The sequence below is a fragment of the Serratia sp. CY81684 genome (assembly GCF_052166595.1).
Taxonomy (GTDB): domain Bacteria; phylum Pseudomonadota; class Gammaproteobacteria; order Enterobacterales; family Enterobacteriaceae; genus Serratia; species Serratia nematodiphila.
In genome coordinates, this window is record NZ_JBJNOO010000003.1 from 261,192 (window position 1) to 287,074 (window position 25,883).

General features: G+C 60.3%; 25 protein-coding genes. 16 read left to right on the forward strand and 9 right to left on the reverse strand.

The features are described 5' to 3' along the window. The first annotated feature begins 212 nt into the window (after nucleotides 1-212). Nucleotides 213-491, forward strand: coding sequence for a winged helix-turn-helix domain-containing protein (locus ACJ8QF_RS09060; RefSeq protein ID WP_004941750.1), 279 nt, complete (start codon nucleotides 213-215; stop codon nucleotides 489-491). Nucleotides 492-523: 32 nt separating this feature from the next. On the opposite strand, the gene ACJ8QF_RS09065 is transcribed toward ACJ8QF_RS09060, so the two are convergent. Continuing rightward, nucleotides 524-1,156, reverse strand: coding sequence for a response regulator (locus ACJ8QF_RS09065; RefSeq protein ID WP_004941753.1), 633 nt, complete (start codon nucleotides 1,154-1,156; stop codon nucleotides 524-526). A 161-nt stretch (nucleotides 1,157-1,317) separates the two neighbouring features. After that, entirely contained in the window at nucleotides 1,318-2,994 is a 1,677-nt protein-coding gene (narQ, locus tag ACJ8QF_RS09070) for a nitrate/nitrite two-component system sensor histidine kinase NarQ (protein ID WP_049186660.1), read from the reverse strand. 358 nt (nucleotides 2,995-3,352) lie between these two features. Here narQ and nudK point away from each other — a divergent pair, with 358 nt between their 5' ends. Continuing rightward, the gene (gene nudK / locus ACJ8QF_RS09075) at nucleotides 3,353-3,928 is read left to right on the forward strand and encodes a GDP-mannose pyrophosphatase NudK (RefSeq protein ID WP_004941760.1); all 576 of its coding nucleotides are present in this window, start codon (nucleotides 3,353-3,355) and stop codon (nucleotides 3,926-3,928) included. A 50-nt stretch (nucleotides 3,929-3,978) separates the two neighbouring features. Here nudK and tkt read toward each other — a convergent pair whose 3' ends face one another. The 3 genes from tkt to rpiB form a co-directional block, all read right to left on the reverse strand. Continuing rightward, on the reverse strand, nucleotides 3,979-5,973 hold the full coding sequence (gene tkt / locus ACJ8QF_RS09080; RefSeq protein WP_442537469.1) for a transketolase: 1,995 nt from the start codon (nucleotides 5,971-5,973) through the stop codon (nucleotides 3,979-3,981). Between the two features lie 18 nt (nucleotides 5,974-5,991). Next, on the reverse strand, nucleotides 5,992-6,942 hold the full coding sequence (gene tal / locus ACJ8QF_RS09085) for a transaldolase (RefSeq protein ID WP_004936597.1): 951 nt from the start codon (nucleotides 6,940-6,942) through the stop codon (nucleotides 5,992-5,994). A gap of 193 nt (nucleotides 6,943-7,135) precedes the next feature. Further along, nucleotides 7,136-7,594: a ribose 5-phosphate isomerase B gene (gene rpiB, locus ACJ8QF_RS09090; RefSeq protein WP_004936593.1), complete on the reverse strand. Its 459-nt coding sequence runs from the start codon at nucleotides 7,592-7,594 to the stop codon at nucleotides 7,136-7,138. Between the two features lie 318 nt (nucleotides 7,595-7,912). Between rpiB and ACJ8QF_RS09095 the strand changes: the two genes are divergently transcribed. The 6 genes from ACJ8QF_RS09095 to ACJ8QF_RS09120 all read left to right on the forward strand — a co-directional run bounded on the left by ACJ8QF_RS09095 (nucleotide 7,913) and on the right by ACJ8QF_RS09120 (nucleotide 13,915). Then, the gene (locus tag ACJ8QF_RS09095) at nucleotides 7,913-9,025 is read left to right on the forward strand and encodes an MDR/zinc-dependent alcohol dehydrogenase-like family protein (RefSeq protein ID WP_031300581.1); all 1,113 of its coding nucleotides are present in this window, start codon (nucleotides 7,913-7,915) and stop codon (nucleotides 9,023-9,025) included. Between the two features lie 66 nt (nucleotides 9,026-9,091). Next, on the forward strand, nucleotides 9,092-10,360 hold the full coding sequence (locus tag ACJ8QF_RS09100) for an MFS transporter (RefSeq protein WP_033632417.1): 1,269 nt from the start codon (nucleotides 9,092-9,094) through the stop codon (nucleotides 10,358-10,360). A 35-nt stretch (nucleotides 10,361-10,395) separates the two neighbouring features. Beyond that, a complete protein-coding gene (locus tag ACJ8QF_RS09105; protein WP_004936585.1) occupies nucleotides 10,396-11,166 on the forward strand; it encodes an SDR family oxidoreductase in 771 nt (256 codons plus the stop codon). A 29-nt stretch (nucleotides 11,167-11,195) separates the two neighbouring features. Beyond that, on the forward strand, nucleotides 11,196-12,197 hold the full coding sequence (locus ACJ8QF_RS09110) for a dihydroxyacetone kinase subunit DhaK (protein ID WP_004936581.1): 1,002 nt from the start codon (nucleotides 11,196-11,198) through the stop codon (nucleotides 12,195-12,197). A 3-nt stretch (nucleotides 12,198-12,200) separates the two neighbouring features. Continuing rightward, nucleotides 12,201-12,857, forward strand: a complete 657-nt coding sequence (gene dhaL / locus ACJ8QF_RS09115; RefSeq protein WP_004936578.1) for a dihydroxyacetone kinase subunit DhaL — start codon at nucleotides 12,201-12,203, stop codon at nucleotides 12,855-12,857. A gap of 95 nt (nucleotides 12,858-12,952) precedes the next feature. Then, nucleotides 12,953-13,915 carry a sugar-binding transcriptional regulator gene (locus ACJ8QF_RS09120; RefSeq protein WP_004936575.1) on the forward strand — a complete coding sequence of 321 codons (963 nt, stop codon included), beginning with the start codon at nucleotides 12,953-12,955 and terminating at the stop codon, nucleotides 13,913-13,915. Nucleotides 13,916-13,978: 63 nt separating this feature from the next. Here the strand turns inward: ACJ8QF_RS09120 and ACJ8QF_RS09125 are convergent, their stop codons facing one another. After that, a complete protein-coding gene (locus ACJ8QF_RS09125; protein WP_004936574.1) occupies nucleotides 13,979-14,572 on the reverse strand; it encodes a lytic polysaccharide monooxygenase in 594 nt (197 codons plus the stop codon). Nucleotides 14,573-14,976: 404 nt separating this feature from the next. On the opposite strand from ACJ8QF_RS09125, the gene ACJ8QF_RS09130 reads away from it, so the two are divergent. After that, nucleotides 14,977-15,918, forward strand: a complete 942-nt coding sequence (locus ACJ8QF_RS09130; RefSeq protein WP_033645764.1) for a LysR family transcriptional regulator — start codon at nucleotides 14,977-14,979, stop codon at nucleotides 15,916-15,918. A gap of 85 nt (nucleotides 15,919-16,003) precedes the next feature. Here the strand turns inward: ACJ8QF_RS09130 and ACJ8QF_RS09135 are convergent, their stop codons facing one another. Further along, complete coding sequence (locus tag ACJ8QF_RS09135) at nucleotides 16,004-17,512, reverse strand: glycosyl hydrolase family 18 protein (RefSeq protein WP_442537470.1); 1,509 nt, start codon at nucleotides 17,510-17,512, stop codon at nucleotides 16,004-16,006. A 294-nt stretch (nucleotides 17,513-17,806) separates the two neighbouring features. Between ACJ8QF_RS09135 and ACJ8QF_RS09140 the strand changes: the two genes are divergently transcribed. The 5 genes from ACJ8QF_RS09140 to maeB all read left to right on the forward strand — a co-directional run bounded on the left by ACJ8QF_RS09140 (nucleotide 17,807) and on the right by maeB (nucleotide 21,549). Continuing rightward, on the forward strand, nucleotides 17,807-18,133 hold the full coding sequence (locus ACJ8QF_RS09140) for a phage holin, lambda family (protein WP_033643982.1): 327 nt from the start codon (nucleotides 17,807-17,809) through the stop codon (nucleotides 18,131-18,133). Then, on the forward strand, nucleotides 18,123-18,524 hold the full coding sequence (locus ACJ8QF_RS09145; protein ID WP_004936549.1) for a M15 family metallopeptidase: 402 nt from the start codon (nucleotides 18,123-18,125) through the stop codon (nucleotides 18,522-18,524). The genes ACJ8QF_RS09140 and ACJ8QF_RS09145 overlap by 11 nt, the downstream gene beginning before the upstream one ends. Next, nucleotides 18,521-18,901: a DUF2570 family protein gene (locus ACJ8QF_RS09150; RefSeq protein ID WP_197778117.1), complete on the forward strand. Its 381-nt coding sequence runs from the start codon at nucleotides 18,521-18,523 to the stop codon at nucleotides 18,899-18,901. The genes ACJ8QF_RS09145 and ACJ8QF_RS09150 overlap by 4 nt, the downstream gene beginning before the upstream one ends. Beyond that, complete coding sequence (gene lysC / locus ACJ8QF_RS09155; protein WP_004936544.1) at nucleotides 18,882-19,055, forward strand: Rz1-like lysis system protein LysC; 174 nt, start codon at nucleotides 18,882-18,884, stop codon at nucleotides 19,053-19,055. The genes ACJ8QF_RS09150 and lysC overlap by 20 nt, the downstream gene beginning before the upstream one ends. A gap of 214 nt (nucleotides 19,056-19,269) precedes the next feature. After that, complete coding sequence (gene maeB / locus ACJ8QF_RS09160; RefSeq protein WP_004936542.1) at nucleotides 19,270-21,549, forward strand: NADP-dependent oxaloacetate-decarboxylating malate dehydrogenase; 2,280 nt, start codon at nucleotides 19,270-19,272, stop codon at nucleotides 21,547-21,549. A 49-nt stretch (nucleotides 21,550-21,598) separates the two neighbouring features. Here the strand turns inward: maeB and mmuM are convergent, their stop codons facing one another. Beyond that, complete coding sequence (mmuM, locus tag ACJ8QF_RS09165; RefSeq protein WP_442537471.1) at nucleotides 21,599-22,537, reverse strand: homocysteine S-methyltransferase; 939 nt, start codon at nucleotides 22,535-22,537, stop codon at nucleotides 21,599-21,601. Beyond that, nucleotides 22,527-23,936, reverse strand: a complete 1,410-nt coding sequence (gene mmuP, locus ACJ8QF_RS09170) for an S-methylmethionine permease (RefSeq protein WP_033639696.1) — start codon at nucleotides 23,934-23,936, stop codon at nucleotides 22,527-22,529. Before mmuP ends, mmuM begins: the two co-directional genes overlap by 11 nt. A 176-nt stretch (nucleotides 23,937-24,112) precedes the next feature. On the opposite strand from mmuP, the gene ACJ8QF_RS09175 reads away from it, so the two are divergent. Both ACJ8QF_RS09175 and ACJ8QF_RS09180 read left to right on the forward strand, forming a co-directional pair. Beyond that, nucleotides 24,113-24,952, forward strand: coding sequence for a ChaN family lipoprotein (locus tag ACJ8QF_RS09175; RefSeq protein ID WP_442537652.1), 840 nt, complete (start codon nucleotides 24,113-24,115; stop codon nucleotides 24,950-24,952). A gap of 102 nt (nucleotides 24,953-25,054) precedes the next feature. Further along, complete coding sequence (locus tag ACJ8QF_RS09180; RefSeq protein WP_082996519.1) at nucleotides 25,055-25,852, forward strand: TonB family protein; 798 nt, start codon at nucleotides 25,055-25,057, stop codon at nucleotides 25,850-25,852. Nucleotides 25,853-25,883: the final 31 nt, after the last annotated feature.

Consider the following 25,883-nt stretch of genomic DNA (forward strand, 5'->3'; position numbering starts at 1 on the left):
CGCTATTGCACTTTACTCGGGATAGTCGAGGAAAGCGTGGAGAAAAAAAGGAGATAGTGTAAATAACGGTAGCGGGAAACGGCGTGGGTGCCCCGGTGTCGATAATTGTACGCTATTAAGACATTTTTATTACTATCAAAGGCCTTGCGCATGTCTTCGCCGCAGGGAGCCGAAAAGTAAAAACTAGATCCACCTTACAGCAGGAGCTTGGCATGGGAATTAACCCGGTATTTGCCCGTCGGCTTTATTTATGCTGGCTGATCAGCCACAGTGAGCGGCCCAATGTGCCGCGGTTGATGGCGCTGACCGGCTGGCCGCGCCGCACGTTGCAGGATGTGCTGAAGGCGCTGCCCGGCATGGGCGTCGAGCTGCAGTTCGTGCAGCAGGGCGTGCGCAACAACGACGGTTTTTATCAGTTGGAAAGCTGGGGGCCGTTCAACAAGAGTTGGGTGCATCAGCACCATCAGGCGCTGCTCAGCGCCATCGAGTAAGCGGCCCCGGCGTATTGGCCGGGGCGGGGCGATCAGTGGCTTTTGTACTCCAGGTACATCACCGTCGCCGCCACGCGAGAACGCACGTCCAGCTTGCGCAGTATGTTGCGGATGTGCACCTTCACGGTTTCTTCAGAGATATGCAATTGCGCCGCCACCTGTTTGTTGGACAGGCCGCGCGCCACCTCTTGCAAGACGTCTAGTTCGCGTTCGGTCAAGGCGGTGAAGGGATCGCGCTGCTCGCTGCGCGCCAGCAAATAGTCGGCCATGGCGTCGCTGATCACGTTTTGCCCCTCGGCGGCGGCGCTGATGTGTTCCAGCAGCTGCTCCGGTTCACTGTCTTTCAGCAGATAGCCGTCGGCGCCGGCGTCGATCAGCGCATACAGATCGCTGCGCGCGTCGGAGACCGTCAGCACGATGATGCGTGCGTCCACGCCTTCGTCGCGCAGAGCCCGCAGCGTATCCAGCCCGGACATGCCCTTCATGTTCAGATCCAACAAGATCACGTCCGGCGCGTGCTGCAGCGCCAGCGCAACCGCCTCGCTGCCGTTGCCGGCCTCTGCCACCACGCCAAATCGCGCATCCAGTCCCAGCAGTTGTTTGATGCCGCGCCGCATCAACGGATGATCGTCAACGATCATGACTCGGTATTGCTTCATCACCATGAAATATGCTCCCTGTAGCAAGTAAAGCCACTCAAACGCGCCCGGAGGCGTGCTTCACAGTGGGACTGTCTCTTCAAAAATAGCGGCATTCTGCACCGCAAACCTCTCCGGGCGGCCTTCTGCCCGGCGGCAACCGTAACGCAGAGTGAACAGCCGCAAGGTCAGGGCGAGAATGTCAGGCAGACCGCCGTGCCGCCGCGGCTTCTGCGCCGGATGCGCAGCGTTCCTCCCAGTCGCGCCGCGCGTTCGCTCATGATGGTCAAGCCGTAATGCCCTTCCGGTTCTTCCAGACTGGCGATGCCGCAACCGTCGTCGGTAATGCTGAATACGTTGTCGCCTGCGGCGTTGACCTCGCAACACACCGCGATCTCGCTCGCTCCTGCGTGCTTGACGGCATTGAGCACCGCCTCGCGCACGATCTGCAGCGCGTGCACCTGCTGCTGGGCGTTGAGCGCCTGCGAGGGCAGCCGACAGTGTAACTGAATCCGCGCGGTGGTTAGCGCCTTTAATGGCTGCAGCAGTTGCTCCAGCGCGGCATTCAGATCCGCCTCCTGAATGTTGAGGCGGAAGGTGGCCAGTAATTCTCTCAGCTGGCGATAGGCATCGGCCAGCGTGCGATCGAAATCGTCGATAATCGTCTGCGCCGCCGGATCGTCGGCGGCGCGCCGGAGCAGCGTCAGCTGGATGCGCAGGAACGACAGCGTCTGCGCCAGCGAATCGTGCAGCTCGCGGGCGATGGTCCCACGTTCTTCCATCAACAGCAGATATTGGTGCTGCTTTTGCGCCCGGTTGAAGTAGACGCCACGCCCCAGCATGTTGGCCAGGCTCTGCATCAGGTGAGGATGCGGCGGCTGCGCTTCGGGCTGCCATCGCAATTCACCCAGCAGTTTATCGCCTTGGGTGATCGGCAGCGCGCTCCAGGTTTGCGCCGGCGCCGGCTCTCCTTCGTTCAGTTGCCACTGGCCATGATCGTCCGCCACGTTCAACCGGATGCAGCGCAGTCGTTCGCTTTGGCGCACGATGCGCAGCACATTCTCGAATGCCTGCTGATCGATCTGGCGCACGCTCAGCGCCTGTGAACAGCGATACAGCACCTCCAGCGTTTCGTTGGCCTGCTGCAGGCGCCGGGTTTTTTCCTGCACTTTCAGCTCCAGCGACTGATAGAGCCGGGCCAGCTCGTCAGACATGGCGCTGAAGGTTTGCGACAGCACGCCGAGCTCGTTCGGCAGCGCCACGTCCAGCTGCGGGTGGCGAAAGTCGCGCTGTTGCACGCGCTGGCTGGCGTCGACCAGATGCTGCAGCGGCATGACCACCTGGCGGCGCATAAAGCGGATGCAGAACAGCACCAGACCGATGATGGCGGCGTAGCCCAGCACGCTGACGGCGGCCACCAGGGTGAGTTTCAACTCGGAATAACGCTGCAGAGCGGAAACAAAATGATCGACGCGGTTGACGTAGCCGGCGACCTCCGCCCGGTAGGCGGCCGCTTGCCCGTCACGGATCTGCCGCTCCATCGCTTGCCATGTTTGTTGCAGCGCCAGATAGTGGTTGCGCACCTCGGCCGGGACGTAAAAGCGCGCCAGCTTTTGCAGCGCCGGCGCCTGCAAAGATTGCCGGTACTGCTGCAGATGCAGCTCCAGCTCCGGGCTCTGTCGATCGAGATCAAAGGCCAGGCGGTAGCTTTGCATGCGCAGCGAACCGGCAATGTTGATCGCCTCGGCATCGCTCTGGCTGCCGGCGACGGTCGTCAACGCCAACCCGGTGGCGAGCACCGACAGTATCACGATGCCGAACAGCGCCCTGGCCAGGCTGCCGGTCACGGAACGTTTAACAAGCAATCACGGAATCCTTTTCTCTCAGGTGAGGGCTGCGCCAGTTTCATTCGAAAGCAAAACTATAACTTTTGCAACTAAATTGCACCGCGATTTGTATCAAGTTGTCAACAAAACGGGAACAATTGTCGTCGTGTAATCAAATGAATAGCGAAATGCCCGCCGATGTTCAGCTGCAGCTCGGTTTCCACTGAGGATTTGCCTTTGCGGATGCAATTCGTCTGTCAGATTATGCGTCCGCCCACGATGTATTTTTAATCCTGGTTTGCCCGGAGAGGCGTTGTGATTTTTGTTGCAAATCGTCTGCTGCGGCGCAGCGTAATCGCGGTATGATTTTCACGTTGCAACTCAAGGAAAAAGGGTCATGTCGTCGAAAATTGAGAATGTGAAGAAAGAGCTGTTGTCGGACAACTGGTATGTGCTGCACAAGTACACGTTCGATCTGCAACGCAAAAATGGCGGTTCGGTGCAACAGATGCGCGAGGTTTACGATCGCGGCAACGGCGCCACCATTTTGCTGTACAACCGCGCCAAGGGCACGGTGGTGCTGACCAACCAGTTCCGCATGCCGACCTACGTCAACGGCAACGAAAGCGGCATGCTGCTCGAGGCCTGCGCCGGCCTGCTGGACGCCGATTCGCCGGAGCAGTGCGCGCGCCGCGAAGCGGTGGAAGAGACCGGTTTTCAGGTGGGCGAGGTCAAAAAAATCTTCGAAGCCTACATGTCGCCGGGCGGCGTGACCGAGATCGTGCACTTCTTTATCGCCGAATACCATGACGATGAGCGGCGCGCGGCCGGCGGCGGCATTGAAGATGAAGATATCGAAGTGATCGAACTGCCGTTCAGCGAAGCGGTGGCGATGATCGCCGATGGCCGCATTAAAGACGGCAAGACCATCATGCTGCTGCAGTATTTGCAGATTCATCGGGTGATGGAATAAAAAAAGCCGGTCATGATGACCGGCTTTTTTATCGGCTGGCGCCAGGCCGCTTACTTCAGCAGCGCCTGCGCCTTCGCCACCACGTTGTCCACGGTGAAGCCAAACTCGGCGAACAGCTGCTCCGCCGGCGCCGACTCACCGAAGGTGGTCATGCCCACGATGGCGCCGTTCAGCCCCACGTACTTGTACCAGTAGTCCGCGATACCCGCTTCCACCGCCACACGTGCCGTCACCGCCGCCGGCAGCACCGACTCACGGTACGCCGCATCCTGCTTGTCGAACGCGTCGGTCGACGGCATCGACACCACGCGCACCTTGCGGCCCGCCGCGGTCAGTTTGTCCGCCGCTTCCACCGTGATGCCCACTTCGGAGCCGGTGGCAATCAGGATAACGTCCGGCGTGCCCGCGCAGTCTTTCAGCACGTAGCCGCCGCGGTACACGTTCGCCAGCTGCTCTGCGGTGCGCGGCTGCTGGGTCAGGTTCTGGCGCGAGAACACCAGGGTGGTCGGGCCGTCGTTGCGCTCGATGCCGTACTGCCACGCCACCGCCGATTCCACCTGGTCGCACGGGCGCCAGGTGCTCATGTTCGGGGTCACGCGCAGGCTCGCCAACTGCTCCACCGGCTGGTGAGTCGGGCCGTCTTCGCCCAGACCAATGGAGTCGTGGGTGTAGACGAACACATTGCGCAGCTTCATCAGCGCCGCCATGCGCACCGCGTTGCGGGCGTATTCCACGAACATCAGGAAGGTCGCCGAGTACGGCAGGAAGCCGCCGTGCAGCGCGATGCCGTTGGTGATGGCGGTCATGCCGAACTCGCGCACGCCGTAATGAATGTAGTTGCCCGCCGGGTCAACGTTCAGCGCTTTCGAACCGGACCATAGGGTCAGGTTGCTCGGCGCCAGGTCGGCGGAGCCGCCCAGGAACTCCGGCAGCACCTTGCCGAACGCTTCCAGCGCGTTCTGCGACGCCTTGCGGCTGGCGATGTTGGCCGGGTTGGCCTGCAGTTTTTCCACGAACGCCCTGGCGTCGGCTTTCCAGTCGGCCGGCAGCTCGCCGTTCATGCGGCGCTTGAACTCGGCGGCCAGTTCCGGGAAGGCCCTGGCGTAGGCGGCAAACTTGTCGTTCCAGGCCGCTTCCTTGGCCTGACCGGCTTCTTTGGCGTCCCACTGGGCGTAGATGTCCTGCGGGATTTCAAAGGCGGCGTATTTCCAGCCCAGTGCTTCGCGGGTGGCGGCCACTTCGGCGGCGCCCAGCGCGGCGCCGTGCACGTCATGGGTGCCGGCCTTGTTCGGCGAACCAAAGCCGATAACGGTCTTGCACATCAGCAGCGACGGCTTGTCGGTCACCTTGCGGGCTTCTTCAATCGCCGCCTTGATGGCGTCCGGGTTGTGGCCGTCGACGTTGCGCACCACGTGCCAGCCGTAGGCTTCGAAGCGCAGGGCGGTGTCGTCGGTGAACCAGCCGTCGACGTGGCCGTCGATGGAGATGCCGTTGTCATCGTAGAAGGCGGTCAGCTTGCCGAGCTTGAGGGTGCCGGCCAGGGAGCAGACTTCGTGCGAGATGCCTTCCATCATGCAGCCGTCGCCCATGAAGGCGTAGGTGTGGTGGTCGACGATGTCGTGGCCAGGGCGGTTGAACTGCGCCGCCAGGGTGCGTTCGGCAATGGCGAAGCCGACGGCGTTGGCGATGCCCTGGCCCAGCGGGCCGGTGGTGGTTTCAACGCCCGGGGTGTAGCCGTACTCCGGGTGGCCCGGGGTTTTGGAATGCAGCTGACGGAAGTTTTCCAGCTCGCGCATCGGCAGGTCGTAGCCGGTGAGGTGCAGGAGGCTGTAAATCAACATGGAGCCGTGGCCGTTGGAGAGCACGAAACGGTCGCGGTCAGCCCAGTGCGGGTTAGTCGGGTTGTGGTTGAGGTAGTCACGCCATAGGACTTCGGCGATGTCCGCCATGCCCATAGGGGCCCCCGGGTGGCCGGAATTTGCTTTTTGTACGGCGTCCATGCTGAGTGCGCGGATGGCGTTGGCAAGCTCTTTACGAGAAGACATAACGAAACTCCAGTGCGATTACAGTTGAGCGGCCAACATGTCTTCCAGCTTCTGCTGGTCGACGGCGAACAGGCGAATGCCTTCGGCGAGTTTTTCCACCGCCATGGCGTCCTGGTTGTGCAGCCAGCGGAACTCCGCTTCGGCCAGCGGAGCCGGTTGGTGGAAGCCTTCGGTAGACGGGGTCAGCTTGCGTTCGACCGGCTGCTCGCTGTTTTTCAGCTGTTCCAGCAGGTTTGGCGCGATGGTTAGGCGATCGCAGCCGGCCAGCGCCAGGATCTGCTCAACCTTGCGGAAGCTGGCGCCCATGATCACCGTCTGGTAACGATGACGCTTGTAGTATTCATAGATGGTGCGCACCGATTTCACGCCCGGATCCTGATCGGCGTCGTAGTCGGCGGCAGGCTGTTTGGCCTGGTACCAGTCATAGATGCGGCCGACGAACGGCGAGATCAGATACACGCCGGCTTCGGCGCAGGCGCGGGCCTGGGCGAAGGAGAACAGCAGCGTCAGGTTGGTGTTGATGCCTTCTTTTTCCAGCTCTTCGGCGGCTTTGATGCCTTCCCAGGTGGAAGCCAGTTTGATCAGGATGCGCGATTTGTCGATGCCTTGTTCTTGGTACATGGCGATCAGCTTGCGCGCTTTGGCGACGCACATGCCGCGGTCGAACGACAGGCGGGCGTCCACTTCGGTGGAGATGCGGCCCGGCACGCTTTTGAGGATTTCGACGCCGATATTGACCGCCAGCTTATCGCTGGCGTTGATCAGCTGGGTTTCCTTGCTGCCGCCCTGGCGGCGGGCATACTCCAACGCTTCGGTGATCAGCGCCTTGTACTGCGGCAGCGCGGCGGCTTTCAGGATCAGCGAAGGGTTGGTGGTGGCGTCCTGGGGTTCGAACTGGCGGATGGATTCGATATCGCCGCTGTCGGCGACCACCGTGGTCAGCTGCTTGAGTGCGTCTAATTGATTCATTGATAAGCTCCTTGACCAAGCTCAATGTAGGGAAATGAGAACCTTTTTCATCATAGGGGGAACACACTGCATCATCGGATCGAGAATGAAAATGCGCTTTTTCTGATTGTTGCGATGGATAATAACAATGAATGCCGAATAAACCCAGGCGGAGCGCGGCTTGCGCGCGACCGCCATCGAGACGGCAGGCGGTTTAACGCCGTCCGGCCGCGTTTTCGTAATAGCCGATCCGCTCGACTTTCGGCGCCGATCCTCCCCCTTCAAACTCCGATTCCAGCCAGGCATCGACGATGGTTTTCGCCAGTTCGGCACCGATGACCCGCGCGCCCAGCGTGATGATCTGAGCATCATTGCTTTTGCGCGCCCGCTGGGCGGAGTAGGTATCGTGACATTGCGCCGCACGAATGCCGGGCACTTTATTGGCCACGATGCTCATACCGATGCCGGTGCCGCACAGCAGGATGCCCCGCCGATGTTTTTCCTCCCGTATCGCCTGCGCGACGCGATAGGCGATATCGGGATAGATCCCCGTTTCTGCGGCGCGATCCGTCGTGTAGTCAATGACGGGGATGTCCCGTTGTTGCAGGTGGGCAACGATCAGATCTTTCAGTTCAATGGCGGCATCATCGGCGCCGATGGCGATAGGCAGCATAGCGGTCTCCTGATTGGTAACGAAAAGGGTGGCGATCCTCGGTGGTGCCACGTTCATTACCGTATCCCTGTTTAATCAAATGTTCAATCGATGTTCTTTTGTTTTTTGTCTGGATTTTCAGTTTGCCACTGCAAAAGGTGATCTTAGTCACTAAAAAAGGGCTTTTAATCGTTATTCACTCTAGTGAAGACGGGTTTTTGAGCGATATCACACTTTGATAAGTTCACTGTGGGCAAATTGAACGCATGGCGTTAGTGTTCATTTGTTCTTTGTTTGTGTTAATGATCAAGAGAAGTTTCCCTACCAGAGGAGAGTGCTATGTGTCAGACCTGCATAACAGAGGCGAAAATGGCGGCCGGTATCCCCGAGATCATGAAGGCGGTTGTGGCGTACGCCCCGAAAGATTACCGCCTGGAACAGGTGCCGGTACCGACGATCGGCCCGAAAGAGATCCTGGTGAAGATCGAAGCCTGCGGCATCTGCGCCGGTGATGTTAAAGCGTTCGAAGGGGCGCCCAGTTTCTGGGGCGATGAAAAACAACCGGCGTACATCAAGGCGCCGATGATCCCCGGCCATGAATTCATCGGCCATGTCGTGGGGTACGGTGAAGGCGTCGAGGGCTTCAATCTCGGCGATCGCGTGATATCAGAACAAATCGTTCCCTGCTGGCAATGCCGCTTCTGCAACCGCGGTCAGTATTGGATGTGCGAAAAGCATGACCTGTACGGTTTCCAGAAAAACGTTAACGGCGGCATGGCCGAGTACATGAAGTTCACCAAAGAGGCAATTAACTATCATGTGCCGGCCGACCTGCCGATCGAAAAAGCCATTCTGATCGAACCCTATGCTTGCTCCTTCCATGCGGTGCAACGCGCCAATATCAAACTGGGCGATGTGGTGGTGTTGGCCGGCGCCGGCACCCTGGGGCTGGGCATGATCGGGGCCATCAAGAAATCCGGGCCCTCGAAGCTGGTGGTGCTGGATCTGTCCGACGAACGTCTGGCCTTGGCGAAGCGCTTCGGCGCGGATGTGACGCTCAATCCCACCCGTGACGACGTGCCCGCCGCGGTTAAAGCGATGACCGAGGGCTACGGCTGCGACATCTACATCGAGGCGACCGGCGCACAGAAGTCCGTGGAACAGGGCCTGACGCTGATCCGCAAGCTCGGCACCTTCGTCGAATTTTCCGTGTTTAAGGATCCGGTGACCGTCGACTGGAGCATCATCAGCGACCGCAAGGAACTGGACGTGCTCGGTTCGCACCTCGGCCCTTACTGCTATCCGCTGGTGATCGAAGGCATCGCCAATGGCGATCTGCCGACCGAAGGCGTGGTGACGCATACGTTGCCGCTGGAACAGTTCGCCGAAGGTTTCGAGCTGATGAAGCGCGGTATCGGTTCAATCAAAGTGGTGCTTAATCCAAACCTCTGAAACCTGCGTCGTTACTCGGGTGCGGGCGAGCCTGCGCCTCCATAATCACATGTGCTGGGGTGTTCTATGTTGCATGGACTGATTCATCGCATTGGTCTGTCACCGAAACTGCTGCTGGGCTATGCCGGCGTGTTGGTGTTCATGATGGGCGAAGGGCTGGAACAGGGCTGGCTGTCGCCTTATTTGATTGGCAAAGGGCTGAGCATTCAGGAATCGGCGCTGCTGTTCAGCGTTTATGGCTTTGCGGCCGCCATCGCCGCCTGGTTTTCCGGCGTGTTGGCGGAAATCTTTACCGCCCGGCGGGTGATGTTGGCCGGCCTGCTGCTGTTTCTGTTCGGTTCGGTGTGTTTTTTGACGTTCGGCCTGCCGAGCAACAACCTGGCGATCATGGTGCCGACCTATGCGCTGCGCGGCTTGGGTTATCCGTTGTTCGCCTACGGTTTTCTGGTGTGGGTGGCGTATGAGGCGCCGCCGGAAAGGCTGGGGTCGGCGGTGGGGATTTTCTGGTTTGTCTACAGCGGCGGGCTCAGCGTGCTGGGCGTGCTGTATTCCAGCATCATGCTGCCTTATCTCGGCGAGATCCACACGCTGTGGAGCGCGCTGATTTTCGTCGTGCTGGGCGCGGTGATTGCGCTGATGCTCAATCGCGACGACGGCGCGGCACAGAGCGGCAACCGGGAAAAAGCGTCGCTGGGTTATGTCTTGAAGGGCATCACCATCGCGTTTGAAAACCCGAAGATTGGCCTGGGCGGCATCGTGCGCACCATTAATACCTCTGCGGCTTACGGTTTCGTCGTATTCATGCCCATGTACATGATGGATATGGGGTTCACCCGCACGCATTGGCTGCAGATGTACGCCGCGCTGTGGACGGTCAACATCATTTTCAACCTGATTTTCGGCGTGATCAGCGACGGGCTCGGCTGGCGCAATGTGGTGATGTGGTTTGGCTGCGTCGGCTGTGCCTTGACCACGCTGATGTTCTACTACGTGCCGCAATTCTTCGGCGCCAACTACCTGTTGACCGTTTGCGCCGCCGGGTTGTTCGGCGCCTGCCTGGCGGCGTTCGTGCCGCTGTCGGCCATCATGCCGTCGCTGGCGCCGGACAATAAGGGGGCGGCGATGTCGATTCTCAATCTGGGCGCCGGCCTGAGCACCTTTGTCGGCCCGGCGGTGGTGGGGCTGTTTATCGGCAGCCTCGGCACCGTTGGCGTGATCTGGATCTTTACCGGTTTGTACCTGTTCAGCGGTGTGCTGATGAAATTTGTCACGCTGCCGAAAGAAAGCGCGACGGTGCAGGAAGAACGCGGCGCGAGTTTGGCGAAAATATCCTGACCGAGGGTGAAGTTCACAGTTTTAAGGGGAAATTTATGATTAATCATCAAACTACGGCGCCGCGTGAGCTCTCGCTGCAGGGCAAGGTGGCGCTGATTACCGGCGGCGCTGCGGGGATCGGTCTCGCTATTGCCGAACGCTATCTGCAAAACGGCGCACGCGTGGCGCTGCTCGATCGGGCGCCGCAGGTTGCGGAAGTGGCGCGACAGCTGGACGCCGAGGCGGCGCTGGGCGTCGTGGCCGACGTCACCGATGCCGCATCGGTGGAGCGGGCGGTGGCGCAGATTGAGGCGCATTTCGGGCGGCTGGACGTGCTGGTCAACAGCGCCGGCATCGTCGCGCTGCATCCGGCCGAGGAGCTGCCGGAAACGGCGTGGGATGCAACCCTGGCGGTCAATCTGAAAGGCGTGTTTCTTACCTGCCAGGCGGTGGGGCGCCGTTTCATTCGCCAGCGCGGCGGCAGCATCATCAATCTCGCCTCGCAGGCCGGGGTGGTGGCTTTGCCTAATCACCTGGCCTATTGCGCCAGCAAGGCGGGCGTGATCGGTCTGACCCAGGTGCTGGCGCTGGAGTGGGGGCCGCACAACGTGCGGGTTAACGCCATTTCGCCCACCGTGGTTTTGACGGAGCTGGGCCGTAAGGCCTGGTCAGGCGAGGTGGCGGAACAAATGAAGCAGAAAATCCCGCTGCGGCGTTTCGCCGAGCCGCAAGATATCGCCGCCAGCGCCCTGTTTTTGGCCGGCGACGCGGCGGCGATGATCACCGGCGCCAACCTGGTGGTCGACGGCGGTTACACCATTCAATAATTTCTTATTCAGGCGACAGAGAGGCCGCGATGAACAGAATCATTAACGATCCCGATCACGTAGTAGAAGACGCCATTCAGGGCTACAGGCTGGCCCACCCGAACTATTATGCCGCCACCGATAATGCGCGGGTGTTGAAATATCCGCCGGCGCCAATCGCCGGCAAAGTGGGCATCGTCACCGGCGGCGGTTCCGGCCATGAGCCGGCGTTCCTGGGCTATGTCGGCAAAAACATGTTGGATGCCGTCGCGATTGGCGAGATTTTTTCATCGCCTACGGCGGGGGCTTTTCTCGACGCGTTCAAGGCGGCGGACAGCGGTGCGGGCGTCGCTTGTCTGTACGGCAACTACGCCGGTGACAACATGAACGTCAAGATGGCGATCAAGAAGGCCACGGCGGCCGGCATACGGGTGAAAACCGTGGTGGCCAACGATGACGTCGCCTCGGCGCCGGCCAGTGAGATCGATAAACGGCGCGGCGTGGCCGGAGAAATTCTGATGTGGAAGGTTGGCGCGGCGGCGGCGGCCAAAGGGTACGATCTGGACGGCGTGATCGGCGCGGCGCAAAAAGCCATCGACCGGTGTCGTTCGATCGGCGTCGGCCTCAGTTCCTGCACCATTCCCGCGGTCGGCAAACCCAATTTTCATATCGAAGACGGCAAGATGGAGATCGGCATCGGCCATCACGGCGAACCGGGCATTGAGGTATCGCCGATCCAGTCGGCGTCGGCGATGGCCGGCACCATGCTCGATTTCGTGCTCAACGACATGCCGCTGGAACAGGGGCAGGAGGTGGCGTTGCTGATCTCCGGGCTTGGCGCCACGCCGGTGATGGAGCTGTATATCTATTATGCCGAAATAGAGCGTCGGTTGACGGCGAAAGGCGTGCGGGTGCATCGGCGCTACGTCGGCAATTACTTCACGTCGCTGGAAATGATGGGCGTGACGCTGACGCTGATGACGCTGGATGACGAACTGAAAACGCTGCTGGACATGCCGGCGCAATCTTTAGGCTTAACCCAGGTGGAGTGAATCATGACGGAACAAATTTCAACCCGGTACGGCAGTGAGATCGTTACGGGGCTGATAGAAACCATTGTCAGCAACCGCGAATATCTGAGCGAAATCGACGGCGCCATCGGCGACGGTGACCACGGCATTAATATGTCGAAGGGATTCGCGATGTGCGGCGATGCCATTCGCGGCCGCGAGCTCACGCTGGCGCAGGCGTTCGATGCGGTATCGGATGCGCTGATGGAGGGCATCGGCGGTTCGATGGGGCCGCTGTACGGCAGCCTGTTCATGGGCATGGCGGAGAGCGTCCGTGAGCGCAGCGTGCTGGACAAGCAGGCATTTTTGGCGATGTTGCACGGCGGGTTGCGCGAACTGCAGGACATCAGCAGCGCGGGCGTGGGCGACAAGTGTCTGATGGATACGCTGATACCGGCGGTGGCGGCATTTGAGCAGGCGGTGGGACGCGGTGACGACTTCGCCGCTGCGCTGGAACAAATGAAAATCGCCGCAGAGCGCGGGCGGGACTCCACCCGCGAGCTGGTGGCGAAAATCGGCCGCGCCAGCCGTCTGGGCGAGCGTTCGCGCGGCGTACTGGACGCCGGCGCGGTATCTTGCTGCCTGCTCTTGACCCGATTGGCGGACGAGGTGGAGCAACGACTGAATACCGTTGCCGCCTGAACGCGTTATACTAGCGGGCATTCAGCCTTGTCGGAGGGGCGTGTATCGTCCCTCCGCCATCATCAACCGGCCTGCCGTGGGGAAACGTCTAACGGATGGAAAAACAAACTGTGTCCCAGGATAACGAACTGCTGACCGAAATCGCCGTTGCTTATTATCAGGATGAGATCACGCAGGAAGAGATCGCCAAAAAGTTCGGCATCTCACGGATCAAAGTCGGTCGTTTGCTCAAGCGCGCCAAGGAAGAAGGCATCGTCGAGATCAACGTGCGTTATCACCCGGTATTCAGCACCCGGCTGGAACAGCAGATGATGGAACGTTTTCCCATCAGCCGCGCGTTGATCGCGCTCGACCATCAGGACGAAGAGGAACAGCGTCGGCAGGTGGCGGCGCTGGTGTCCAATTATCTGGCGATGTCGCTGAAAGACGATATGGTGTTGGCGGTCGGCCAGGGACGCAACGTGGCGGCGATCGCCGATCATGTCGGCAGCGTGACGGAACGCAACTGCAAGTTCATCTGCGGCATCGGCGGCACCCACCGTCCGGGCGACGCGATCAACGCCGACCATATCAGCCGGCGTCTGGCGAAGAAGTTTGGCGGCAGCAGCGAGACGCTCTATGCGCCGGCCTACGTCGAAAATCGCGCGCTGAAAGACGCCTTCATGCAGAACGGCACGATTAAGGAAACGCTGGATCGTGCGCGTAAGGCCGATGTGGCGTTAGTCGGCATTGGCGACATGAATGAAAACAGTTATATGGTGAAATTGGGGTGGTTTACGCCGCACGAGATTATCGACGCCAGCCTCAATCAGGGCGTGATCGGCGACATCGCCGGCTATGACTTTTTCAATGCTCAGGGGCAGCATGTCGACACGGTGATGAATGACAGAGTGATCGGGCTGAGCATTGATGAGCTGCGCAAAATCCCTTGTGTGATCGCCATTGCTTCCGAGAATACCAAGGCGCTGGCGATTTTGGGCGCTTTGCGCACCGGCGCCATCGACATTATCGCCACCAGCGCGCTCAATGTGCGCACTATCCTCAACATGTCGCAATAGCGGCACCTGCAAAAAAGGGTTCAGCGCCAGGCTGAACCCTCAACGATCTCCTCATTTGACCGATTATTTACTCAGGTTGACGTCGATCGCCTGATAGAAGGCGTTAGCGGTGTCGGCTATGTCCCACACGGCAAGGATCACGTGCGAACCGCTGCGATCTGCCGGTATGTTGCACTGGTGGGTGACCTGTGCGGCAGGGATGGCGCCGCCGTCGTTGAACTGGCAGAACGGCGTCAGGTCAAAGGAAGCGCGGGTCAGCGGCTGCGAAGCGTCCCAGTTCGGCTTGGTGATGAAATAGCGCCAGCTGGTGGTGCTGTGACGGGCGGTCAGCTTCCAGGTAAAGGAGTTCGGGCCGGTTTTCAGATTGAGCTTGTTCCAGCGCGTCGGCGTTTGCTGATCCAGTTCGAAGAAGGTGGACTTGTCGGCGCTGGCGATATGGCCGTCAGCCGGGCCGGCCTGCGGGAAGCCTTTCAGGCCTTCGACGCTCTGCGGTTCGTACTGCACGCTGCCGCACTGGGTGTTGAGCTGCAGTTTGCACTGATAGGCGCGGCTGGCCGGCGACTCGACATAACCGTGGGCATTCGCCTGTTGCGAAACGCCGAACATGGCCGCGCTCAGCAGGCCCAGAGAGAGCAGGGTACGGGAAGTTTTGTTCATAAGTCACTCCTGACTGAAATTATGTTGTAAGTTGAGCGTATTTCACCGACAAAATGAGAGACTAATAACGCAATTGGAAATAACCATTTCTGTCGGCTTGTTTTATTTTTACCATTCTGATTTGGCCGTAGATCGGAATGTTTTACCGGCTATTAACGAAAAATATTATGATGACAATCTTTGATCGTTAGGCCGAATTTATTTAACTGTCACAGTGTAAAAGCACGGCGCTATGATGAAATTTATATCAAGTAGTGATGAATAGTATTTAAGATAGCGCTCTCATTTATGAAGTATATTGCTTGTTGCGTTGAGTACCCTTGTTCGATTTGATCGATTTTTGTGCGCCACCACCTTGGGAATTTAGTGTCATTTTTCTTATTTTATTTTAAAGAGGAATTTGTATGACTAGATTATCCCTGGACGCGATTAAAATAATCAGCACCATCAAGAACACCGGATCTTTCTCTATGGCCGCGGAGGCGCTGCATAAAACGCCTTCGGCGATCTCTTATCGGGTTTCCAATATTGAAAGCAAACTCTGCGTGAAACTTTTTCATCGCAATGGCCCCATGATTACCCTGACGGATGAAGGGGAATTTCTCCTGCAGGAAGGCAGTTGGATTTTAAATGCGGTGCAGGATCTGGAAAGCCGGGTGCGCAACATTCCCAAGCTGGACAATAATATCCGCCTGGCGGTAGACACCTTCTTCCCGCTGGAAACGCTGACGCAGGATATCCGCGACTATATTCAGCATTGCCCGAACGCCAATATCTCGGTGCAGCGGGAAGCGTTGAACGGCACCTGGGATGCGCTGAAAAACAACCGGGCGGATCTGATCATCGCCATCGGCCAAATTCCCGACAGCGTGCAGGCCAAAACCCTGATGCTCGGCAAGCTCAACTTTGTGCTGTGCGTATCGCCTTCGCACCCGTTCGCGGCGCAGAGAAAGCCGGTGTGCAAGAAACAGCGGTTGAACGACATCGTGGTGGTGATCGCCGACAGCAGCCATGAGCTGCCCAAGCGCAATCACGGCACGCTGCCCTTGCAGCGTCAGTTGGTGGTATGCGACGTGGAAAGCAACCTGGCGCTGCTCAAGCGCGGCATCGGCCACGCTTTTTTGCCGCCTGCGCTGATCGAAAAGGAATTGGCCAGCGGCGAACTGGTGACGGTGCCGGTGGAGATGCAAAAGGGCGACGAAATGATTTGGCTGGCGTGGCATCCGGCCAGCAAGGGCGCCGGGTTTAACTGGTGGCATGAGCGGCTGACGCGCAAAAGCGATGTCTACAGCCTGATGGGCCGCGAAGTGGTGCGGGATGGCGGTTATCCATGGTGCCACAACTGAAGGAATAAAGACGAAGGGACGCGAAAATCAAACGGTTAACTCAATGAAAACCCCGCAGCATTCGGCTACGGGGTTTTTTTATGGTTTACGCTACGCGGCCCACCTTCAGCCAGGCGCTGTCTGAACCCGGCGCAGAGGTGATGTAACCCCACTTGGTCTGCCAGACGTAGCCCTGGTAGGACACCAGCGCGCCCTGCGCGTAAGTGGTGCCCGGCACATAGGCCGGCGCGGTCATGATAGGCAGGTTGCCGGGGCCGACGCCGGTGTAGCGCAGCCCGGTGCCCATATCCAGCTGGCTGTCGTCGTAGTCCGCGGCGTTGAAATAGCGATCCAGCGCGGCCAGCAGATCGCCGTTGCGGTTGTCTTGCCCCAAATGCCAGAACATCACGCCGCCCAGCTGCTGCTGCTTGATGTATTTCGCTTTGTATTTGAAGCTCTCGGCATCGTCATAGGTGACGAACAGCCCGTTCTGCGCATGATACAGATAAGGCGTTTTGGTCTTGTCGTTCCACAACCGCTGATAGCCGTAGTTGCCCTGCAGCATCTGCTCCAGCTGGCGATAGGAGGCGATGCGCGGATCCTTGTCGCGAACGCACTCTTCACAGCCCACAAGCCAGTAGTCGGTGCTCGGATACGGATCTTCGCCCGGCGTGCTGTGGCTGCTGTACTGGCCGCCGTTGCCGCCGTTGCCGCCGCTGACGCCCTTGAAGGCGCGGCCGTAGAAGGGCACGCCCATGACGATTTTGGCGCTCGGTACGCCTTCCATCATCAGGTGCTGCTGCACGGCGGCGTCGACCGTCAGGCTGAACGGGCTGGGGAAGGCGCGGGTCAGCTCTTCCCAGCTCCAGCCCAGATTGGCTTCGCGCAGCGCATTGTAGAAGGTCGGCCCGGCCGCATCGCCGAACAGCGCCGCCTGGTGGTTGGTTACCTTCTCCCAGGGGCCGGCCAGATCGTAGGTCATCAGGTTGATGTAATCGAGCGGCGCGACGATCTGCGCCAGCTTGCTGTAATAGCGCGACAGGAAGAAGGCGCCGCCGGCGCCGGCGATGGTCAACTGATACGGCAGCGCCTGGCGGCCGTCGGCGACGGTTTGCTGATTAAGCAGGGTGCGGATCTCCTGCAGCGCGGCGATGAAGCCGTCCACTTCCGCCGCCTGCGGATACTCCCAGTCGATGTCCACGCCGTCGAAGCCGTAATCCTTCATGATGCGCACGCAGGATTGGGCGAACTTGGCGCGCGACGCCGGGGTTTTCACCGCGTTGACGTAGTTGGCGTGCGACACGCCCAGATCGTTGGAGTAGTACCAGCCGCCGATGGAGAACATGATGCGCAGGCTGGGGTTGTGCGCTTTGAGCGCGGTCAAACGGTTGACCACATCACGCGCCTTGGCGTCGTTGGTGGCCGGATCCCAGGCGCATTCCAGATTGCTGTTGATATCCAGGAACGAGAAGTTGATGTGCGTCAGCTGTTTGGCTTTGGCCGGCGTAATGTTGGAAACCGGGAATGGCACGACGGACGTATCGGTCTCGGTGTAATTATTGATTTGGTTGGTTGGAATAAAATAATACCCAATAACGGCTTTGCGTGTGGACATGGTATTTCTCCAGAGTGGATGTTTTTATGATGGGGAAGTATTTCCCACCGCCATTAATGTTTATTTTTCGTAAAAACAAAAGTCGAAATAAATCACCATAAGAATGAATTTTTTATTCACTGCCGCCTGTCTTGGCGTTTATGTGTTGTGCCAGCATTCAGCATGAATGAATTCGACCATAGGGCCTGTATTTATTCATTTGCTTTGTAATAGCATCCTTAACTAGATTCTGAGTATCCGATGTCCCACCGGCCGTGATTGGCATTTAATTAAAAATAAAAAAGGAGATGAGCTATGTCCAGCATAGAGCCTGACGCTGTTGGCTTAATAGTCCAGCGAGTATGTGAATATCTTCAGCCGGTATTGAACGCCATTCTGGCCGGCGTGATGGCGCTATTACATGGCGCCTATCGCAACGTGGGTATTCGGCGACGTTTATTGAATGCGGCGATGTGCGCGTTATTGGCCTGGACGGTGCGCGATGCGCTGGCGTTGATGGGCCTGGAATTAAACTGGGCGAATTTGGCCAGCGTATTGATTGGCTTTATGGGGGCGGATTACATCAACGCCTTAATTAAAAAATTCATCGGCAAAAAGACGGGGTTTAAAAATGTTAAATGACATCGAAGAGATTCGCTTTACCGCCCGCAGCGAAGAGAATCTGCGCGGCGTGCATCCGGATCTGGTGCGCGTTATTCGTCTGGCGCTGCGCTATTCGCTGGTGCCGTTTTCCGTCAGCGAGGGGCTGCGCAGCATGGCGCGCCAGCGGGAAATGGTGCGCGCCGGCAACAGCCAAACGCTGCGCAGCCGCCACCTGACCGGGCACGCGGTGGACGTGGTGGCGATGCCGGCGGGCGTGGTCTCCTGGGAGTGGGATTACTACGCGCAAATTGCGGTGGCGGTGCGGCGCGCGGCGCGTGAATGCGGCATCAACGTCGAATGGGGCGGTGAATGGAAAACCCTCAAGGATGGTCCGCACTTCCAGCTGGCGTTTCGGGACTATCCGGCATGAGCGGCTGGCTGCAGAAACTGATGCAGGGCGGGTTGCTGCTGCTGTTGCTGGCGGCTATCTGCCTCGGCGGCTACAGCTCGCTGTTGTCGCACCAGTTGGCGTCCGCGCGGCAACAGGCGGCGGAACTGCAAAAAAGCCTGGCGCAGCAGGCGGGGCTGATCGCCACCCTGCAGACCCAAGATGCGCAAAATCGTGCGCTGATGGCGGCGCAGCAGCGGCAGGAACAGCAGCTGCGCCAGCAACACGAGGCTTATCAGAGGAAATACCGTGAAGCGATTAAAAACGATCCCTGCGCCGCTCGGCCTCTGCCTGGCGCTGTGCTTGAGCTCCTGCGCCCGGCCGCCGGCGCCGCAGGCCGTGCCGCTGTTGCCCCCTGAGTCGGTGTTCGCGCCCTGTGAGCAGCCGCAGCTGCAGGGGGAGACCTGGGGCGATGCGGTGAGCTATGCCCTGGCGTTACAAACCTCGTTACACATTTGCGCCGGCCAGGTGGAGACGCTCAACGCCTGGCGCGCCACGCTGCCGCCGCGCTGACGGCGGCGTTTCTCTGCTCGTCCCGCAGGCCTTCTTTTTTTACTTTTAAAACGCTCTTTCGACCAAGGTTATGGCGCGCTTCAAAGTTTGTGATGTTTCTCTCACTATACTTCAAGGCTGTGCCCTGTCATTGTAATTGGGCGCCATGGCCCACGGCAGGGCGCAGCCTCAAAGCCTTACCTCAACATAAAAGCAAAAAACAAAGGAATCCATAATGGACGAACAGCTCAAACAGAGTGCCCTTGATTTCCATCAGTTTCCTGTCCCAGGGAAGATCCAGGTTTCCCCTACCAAACCGTTGGCGACTCAGCGCGATCTGGCGCTGGCCTATTCGCCGGGCGTCGCCGCGCCTTGCCTCGAGATCGCCGAAGATCCGCTGGCGGCCTACAAATACACCGCGCGCGGCAACCTGGTGGCGGTGATTTCCAACGGCACGGCGGTACTGGGTCTGGGCAATATCGGCGCGTTGGCCGGTAAGCCGGTGATGGAAGGCAAGGGCGTTTTGTTCAAGAAGTTTTCCGGTATCGATGTATTTGATATCGAAGTGGATGAGCATAACCCTGACAAATTAATCGACATTATCGCCGCGCTGGAACCGACCTTCGGCGGCATCAACCTGGAAGACATCAAGGCGCCGGAGTGTTTCTACATCGAACAGAAACTGCGTGAGCGCATGAAGATCCCGGTGTTCCACGACGACCAGCACGGCACGGCGATCATTACCACCGCCGCGGTGCTCAACGGCCTGCGCGTGGTGAAGAAGAACATCTCCGATGTGCGGCTGGTGGTGTCCGGCGCCGGCGCGGCGTCCATCGCCTGCCTGAACCTGCTGGTGGCGCTGGGGCTGCGTCAGCAGAACATCACCGTCTGCGACTCGAAGGGCGTCATCTATAAAGGCCGCGACGCCAATATGGAACAGACCAAAGCCGCCTACGCCATCGAGGATAACGGCCAGCGCACGCTGGGCGATGCCATCCCGAACGCCGACATCTTCCTCGGCTGCTCCGGCCCGGGCGTCCTGACGCAGGATATGGTGAAAACCATGGCGCGCGATCCGCTGATCATGGCGCTGGCTAACCCGGAACCGGAAATTCTGCCGCCGCTGGCCAAAGCGGTGCGCCCGGACGCCATCATCTGTACCGGCCGTTCCGACTACCCGAACCAGGTGAACAACGTCCTGTGCTTCCCGTTCATTTTCCGCGGCGCGCTGGACGTGGGCGCCACCACCATCAACGAAGAGATGAAGCTGGCCTGCGTGCATGCCATCGCCGATCTGGCGCTGGCGGAGCAGAGCGACGTGGTGGCTTCCGCGTATGACGATCAGGATCTCTCCTTCGGGCCGGAATACATCATTCCGAAACCGTTCGATCCGCGTCTGATCGTCAAGATCGCGCCGGCGGTGGCCAAGGCGGCGATGGATTCCGGCGTGGCGACGCGCCCGATCGAAGACTTCGACGCCTATGTGGAGAAGCTGGCGGAGTTCGTCTACAAAACCAACCTGTTCATGAAACCGATCTTCTCGCAGGCGCGCAAAGAGATGAAGCGGGTGGTGCTGGCGGAAGGCGAGGAGGAACGCGTGCTGCACGCCACGCAAGAGCTGGTGTCGCAAGGGCTGGCCTTCCCGATCCTGGTCGGCCGGCCGAGTGTGATCGAGATGCGCCTGAAAAAGCTGGGCCTGCAGCTGACGCCGGGCAAAGATTTCGAAGTGGTGAACAACGAGTCGGATCCGCGCTTCAACGAATACTGGGGCGAGTACTACCAGATCATGAAACGCCGTGGCGTTTCGCAAGAGCAGGCGCGCCGCGCGGTGATCGGCAACCCGACGCTGATCGCCGCCATCATGCTGCACCGTGGCGAAGCGGATGCGATGATCTGCGGCACCATCGGCAGCTACCATGAGCATTACGACGTGGTGAAGAACGTGTTCGGCTTCCGTGAAGGCGCGCACGTCGCCGGCGCGATGAACGCGTTGCTGCTGCCAAGCGGCAACACCTTTATCGCCGACACCTACGTCAACGACGATCCGACGCCGGAACAGCTGGCGGAGATCACCCTGATGGCGGCGGAAACCGTGCGCCGCTTCGGTATCGAACCTAAGGTGGCGCTGCTGTCTCACTCCAGCTTCGGCTCGTCTGATTGCCCGGCGGCGCGCAAGATGCGCAAAACGCTGGAGCTGGTGAACGAGCTGGCGCCGGAGCTGGAGATCGACGGCGAAATGCACGGCGACGCCGCGCTGGTGGAAAGCATTCGTCACGATCTGATGCCGGACAGCCCGCTGAAAGGCTCGGCCAACCTGCTGATCATGCCGAACATGGAAGCGGCGCGCATCAGTTACAACCTGCTGCGCGTCTCCTGCTCGGAAGGGGTGACCGTCGGGCCGGTGCTGATGGGGGTCGCCAAGCCGGTGCACATCCTGACGCCGATCGCCTCGGTGCGCCGCATCGTCAACATGGTGGCGCTGGCGGTGGTGGAAGCCCAGACCGAACCGCTGTAAGGCCGGGATGAGTGACTGGCCCCCTGCGCCCTTGGCGCCGGGGGCTTTTTTATGCCTTGCAGCGCGCGGCGATGGCGCGGATATCCTGCGGGGTGGTGCGGCAACAGCCGCCGATCAATTGCGCGCCGAGCGCGCGCCACTCTGTCGCCTGATCGGCCAGGCTGCCGTGTTCGCCGCCGCAGGCGTGCCAGGTTTTGCTCACCGCATCGTAGTGCTCGCCGGAGTTCGGGTAGACCAGCAGCGGTTTGTCGGCCAGCGCGCCCAGCTGACGCAGCGCCGGGGCGACCTTGTCCAGCGCGATGCAGTTGATGCCGATCGCCAACACCTGCGGGTTGCCGCGCAGCGCGGACAGGACCTCCGTCAGCGGCGTGCCGTCGCTGAGGTGTTGGCTGTCGCGCAGGGTGAAGGCGAACCAGGCGCCGAGCGTCGGGAACTCCTGCAGCAGCGTCAGCAGCGCCTGCAGTTCAGCGAACGACGGCAGCGTTTCGCAGGCCAGCAGATCGACGCCGGCGGCGGCCAGCGCGGCGAGGCGCGGGCGGTGGAAGGCAATGAAGTCATCCTGCGCCAGCCGATAGTCGCCGCGGTATTCCGAGCCGTCGGCCAGATAGGCGCCGTACGGGCCTACCGAACCGGCGATCAGCAGCGGCGCCGCCTGCGGGTGTGCGGCCAGATAATCGCCCCGCGCGCGTTGCGCCAGCTGCACGCTTTTGGCGATCAGCGCCAGCGACTGCTCCTGATCCAGGCCGCGGCGCGAGAAGCCCTGCGGCGTGGCCTGATAGCTGGCGGTAATGGCGCATTGGGCGCCGGCGTTGAAATAATCGAGATGCACCTGATAGATAAGCTCGGGATTTTCAATCAGCACCTTGGCCGACCACAGCGGATCGGTCAGATCGCAGCCGCGCGCTTCCAGTTCGGTGGCCAGCGCGCCGTCCAGGATCAGCGTCGGCCGTTCGGCCAGCAGGTGGGCGACGGGGTTGTTAACCGACATGTTGTTCTCCCAAAGCGTTTTTTTGCCCGGCGCGCCGGGTCAGGAAATAGGTGAGGTAGCATAGGGCGACGAACGGCAGCCCGCAGTAGAGCGCGATGCGCTGCTCCGGATCGAACGCCAGCCCGATGCAGGCCAGCAGGCACAGCGCAAAGCCGAGGATCGGCGTCAATGGATAGCCGGGCGCGCGGTATTTCAGGCCGCTTATCGGCTGGCCGCTGCGCAGATAGGCGCGGCGGAAAGCATAGTGGGCGGCGCAGATGCTCAGCCACACCGCCACCACCGCAAAGCCGGAGATCGCCGACAGGGCGACGAACACCGTGTCCGGCGCGATCACGCTGGTCAGCAGCGCCAGCACGCCGCCGAGCATGCTGAAGGTCAGGGCGTTGATCGGAATGCCGCGCGCATTGACGCGCGCAAAGTAGGCCGGCAGGGTGCGCTGGTGGGCCAGCGACCACAGCATGCGCCCCGAAGCGTACAGGCCGGAGTTGGCCGCCGACAGGATGGCGGTCAGGATCACGAAGTTGAAGATATCGGCGGCGTAAGGCACGCCGATGCGTTCAAACACCAGCACGAACGGGCTTTTGACGATCCCCGCCTGATCCATCGGGATCAACGCCGCCAGCACGAAGACCGTGCCGATAAAGAACAGCATCAGGCGGATCACCGTGGTGCGGATCGCCAGCGGCACGACTTTCTCCGGGTTCTCGGTTTCACCGGCGGCGATGCCGATCAGTTCCGTGCCGGAGAAGGCGAAGTTCACCGCCACCATGGTCATCAGGATCGGCAGCGTGCCGTGCGGCAGCCAGCCGGAAGCGGTCAGGTTATGCAGGAACGGCGCCGGCGTGCCGTCTTTCATCGGCAGCAGGCCGAACATGGCGGCGCCGCCCAGAATGATGAACGCCAGAATGGTCACCACTTTGATCAGCGAAAACCAGAATTCGCTTTCGGCAAAAAAACGGGTGGTCACGACGTTGAGCAGGAAAATCGCCGCGCAGAAGATCAGGCACCACAGCCACACCGGCGACTGCGGGAACCAGTACTGCATGCAGAATCCGGCGGCGGTCAGGCTGGAGCCCAGCGCCACCGTCCAGGTGAGCCAATACAGCCAGGCGACGGCATAGCCGGTGGCCGGCCCCAGATAGCGCGAAGCGTAGACGTGAAAGGCGCCGGTTTCCGGCATCGCCACCGATAGCTCACCCAGGCACAGCATCACCAGATACACCACCAGCGCGCCAATCAGGTAGGCCAGCAGGGTGCCGAGCGCGCCGGTGGTGGAGATGATGTAGCCGGTGTTGAAAAACAGCCCGGTGCCGATCACGCCGCCCAGCGACAACATCACCAGGTGCCGGGCCTTCATGCTGCGTTTGAACTGCCCTGCGGCGGGCGCCGATGCGTGCATAATAATCCATCCGTATAGACGTCTAAATATCTGAATGGCTATTGGTTATACCCGTAATGCCTTTTTAACGCAATGCGCCACCGGCGATCGCCGCGTAAAAAATCGTTAAGTCGGATCTATATGCAAATGATAATTATTATCTATAATGTCGCCATTTTCGATAATGGGGCAACATGATGAGATATCTGATTTTATTGGCGGCCTTGGCGCTCGGCGCCTGCAGCCAAACGCCGGTGAAGGCGCCGGCCAATGACGTCGCGAGTTTGGGGAGCATCACCGATCTGCACAGCGGTGCGAGCCTGACGTCGGAGCAGCTGTTGACGCGATTGGCGCAGCAGCCGCGGGTGATCGTCGGGGAAAAACATGACAATCCTTACCACCATCAGGTTGAGCAATGGCTGGTGCAGCAACTGCCGCAGCGGCGGCCGCAGGGCAGCGTGCTGATGGAGATGATCAACCCGAACCAGCAGGTGCAGGTGGACAAAGTCAAGCAGTGGCTGCAGAGCGACCCCACAGTGCGTGGCGGCCGCGTGGCGGAGCTGATCGCCTGGCAGCCGGGCTGGAAGTGGGAACTGTATGGCGGGGTGACGATGGCGGCGATGCGCGCGCCATACCCGCTGTGGTCAGCCAACCTGGATCGCAGCGAGATTACGGCGTTCTATCAGCAGCCGCAGTTCCCGGCGGGGCAGCTATCGGCGCAGCCGGCGGTGCGCAAGGCGCTGGAAGAGACCATCCGCACTTCGCACGGCGGCAAGATTGAGGCCGACCAACTGCACGCGATGTTGGCGATCCAGCAGCAGCGCGATCGGCGCATGGCGGAACGTTTGCTGGCGGCGCCCACGCCCGCGCTGTTGATCGCCGGCGGCTATCACGCCGCCAAATCGGTGGGCGTGCCGCTGCACGTGCGGGATCTGCAACCGGCGGCGGCGCCGACGGTGCTGATGCTGGCGGAGCCGGGCGTACAGGTCGATGCGAACACGGCGGACTACCTGTGGATCACACCATCAGTGAAATGAATACGTTAAGGCAGTGAAAAGGGGTGTTAATTATAGTTGCAAATGATTATCATTAGTAAATGTGATCTGCAATCATTCGCAATTAAGCAAGCTAATGCCCCTATGTTAAGTCAGTCTTATTCCCTTCCGGCCTTTGAGCTGCCGCAGCCGCGCTGGGCGCGCGGCCTGCTGCTCGCCCTGGCGGCGCACGCGGCGTTGGTGCTGCTGTTTTATTGGCCGCAGACGGCGCTGGAGCCGGTGGCGCTGCCGCCGCCGGCGGTGATGATGAGCTGGGCGGCGCAGATTGAAGCGCCGGAAAGCAAACCGCTGCCGCTGGGTGTGCAGCAGGCGGAGTCCGCCGCGGCGCAGCCCGCTGAGCAGCAGCAACAGCCGGATCTGCCCAAGCTGGCGCGCGCCGATAAAGCGAAGATCGTGACGGCGCAGAAGAAGCGCGCCGAACACCGCCCCCCGCAAAAAGCGCAGCCGAAACCGCAGGAACAGGCCAAAGAGACGCGCAACGCCGCCGCGTCCAGCGCCGCCGCGCCGCAGGCGCAGACGCTCTCCCACCAAACCGCCGCGCCGATCAACAGCGATGCCAACAGCAGCGCGCAGGCCAAGCTGTCGTGGGAGAGCCTGGTGAAAGGTAAGCTGAACCGCATCAAGGAATATCCCCCGGATGCCCGCAACCGCCGGCGCAGCGGCATGCCGCAGGTCAGTTTCAGCGTCGACGCGCAGGGGCGGGTATCGAACGTGATCCTGCTGGCGCGTTCCGGCACTGCGTCGCTGGATCGGGAAGCGGTAGCGGTGGTGTCGCGCGCGCAGCCGTTGCCGCCGCCGCCGCCGGAGATGCTCCAGCAGGGGGCCGTCAGGGTAAGGATGCCGATCGATTTCAATCTGGCGGAGCTGAACGCCCGCCGTTAATGCCCGCAGACGCCGCCTCGCCGCCGTCCGC

What these genes read in the sequence shown, in the direction of transcription:
- ACJ8QF_RS09060 (WP_004941750.1), top strand. Translation starts at nt 213, where the DNA reads ATGGGAATTAACCCGGTATTTGCCCGTCGGCTTTATTTATGCTGGCTG.
- ACJ8QF_RS09065 (WP_004941753.1), bottom strand. Translation starts at nt 1,156, where the DNA reads ATGGTGATGAAGCAATACCGAGTCATGATCGTTGACGATCATCCGTTG.
- nudK (WP_004941760.1), top strand. Translation starts at nt 3,353, where the DNA reads ATGTCGTCGAAAATTGAGAATGTGAAGAAAGAGCTGTTGTCGGACAAC.
- tkt (WP_442537469.1), bottom strand. Translation starts at nt 5,973, where the DNA reads ATGTCTTCTCGTAAAGAGCTTGCCAACGCCATCCGCGCACTCAGCATG.
- tal (WP_004936597.1), bottom strand. Translation starts at nt 6,942, where the DNA reads ATGAATCAATTAGACGCACTCAAGCAGCTGACCACGGTGGTCGCCGAC.
- rpiB (WP_004936593.1), bottom strand. Translation starts at nt 7,594, where the DNA reads ATGCTGCCTATCGCCATCGGCGCCGATGATGCCGCCATTGAACTGAAA.
- ACJ8QF_RS09095 (WP_031300581.1), top strand. Translation starts at nt 7,913, where the DNA reads ATGTGTCAGACCTGCATAACAGAGGCGAAAATGGCGGCCGGTATCCCC.
- ACJ8QF_RS09100 (WP_033632417.1), top strand. Translation starts at nt 9,092, where the DNA reads ATGTTGCATGGACTGATTCATCGCATTGGTCTGTCACCGAAACTGCTG.
- ACJ8QF_RS09105 (WP_004936585.1), top strand. Translation starts at nt 10,396, where the DNA reads ATGATTAATCATCAAACTACGGCGCCGCGTGAGCTCTCGCTGCAGGGC.
- ACJ8QF_RS09110 (WP_004936581.1), top strand. Translation starts at nt 11,196, where the DNA reads ATGAACAGAATCATTAACGATCCCGATCACGTAGTAGAAGACGCCATT.
- dhaL (WP_004936578.1), top strand. Translation starts at nt 12,201, where the DNA reads ATGACGGAACAAATTTCAACCCGGTACGGCAGTGAGATCGTTACGGGG.
- ACJ8QF_RS09120 (WP_004936575.1), top strand. Translation starts at nt 12,953, where the DNA reads ATGGAAAAACAAACTGTGTCCCAGGATAACGAACTGCTGACCGAAATC.
- ACJ8QF_RS09125 (WP_004936574.1), bottom strand. Translation starts at nt 14,572, where the DNA reads ATGAACAAAACTTCCCGTACCCTGCTCTCTCTGGGCCTGCTGAGCGCG.
- ACJ8QF_RS09130 (WP_033645764.1), top strand. Translation starts at nt 14,977, where the DNA reads ATGACTAGATTATCCCTGGACGCGATTAAAATAATCAGCACCATCAAG.
- ACJ8QF_RS09135 (WP_442537470.1), bottom strand. Translation starts at nt 17,512, where the DNA reads ATGTCCACACGCAAAGCCGTTATTGGGTATTATTTTATTCCAACCAAC.
- ACJ8QF_RS09140 (WP_033643982.1), top strand. Translation starts at nt 17,807, where the DNA reads ATGTCCAGCATAGAGCCTGACGCTGTTGGCTTAATAGTCCAGCGAGTA.
- ACJ8QF_RS09145 (WP_004936549.1), top strand. Translation starts at nt 18,123, where the DNA reads ATGTTAAATGACATCGAAGAGATTCGCTTTACCGCCCGCAGCGAAGAG.
- ACJ8QF_RS09150 (WP_197778117.1), top strand. Translation starts at nt 18,521, where the DNA reads ATGAGCGGCTGGCTGCAGAAACTGATGCAGGGCGGGTTGCTGCTGCTG.
- maeB (WP_004936542.1), top strand. Translation starts at nt 19,270, where the DNA reads ATGGACGAACAGCTCAAACAGAGTGCCCTTGATTTCCATCAGTTTCCT.
- mmuM (WP_442537471.1), bottom strand. Translation starts at nt 22,537, where the DNA reads ATGTCGGTTAACAACCCCGTCGCCCACCTGCTGGCCGAACGGCCGACG.
- mmuP (WP_033639696.1), bottom strand. Translation starts at nt 23,936, where the DNA reads ATGCACGCATCGGCGCCCGCCGCAGGGCAGTTCAAACGCAGCATGAAG.
- ACJ8QF_RS09175 (WP_442537652.1), top strand. Translation starts at nt 24,113, where the DNA reads ATGAGATATCTGATTTTATTGGCGGCCTTGGCGCTCGGCGCCTGCAGC.
- ACJ8QF_RS09180 (WP_082996519.1), top strand. Translation starts at nt 25,055, where the DNA reads ATGTTAAGTCAGTCTTATTCCCTTCCGGCCTTTGAGCTGCCGCAGCCG.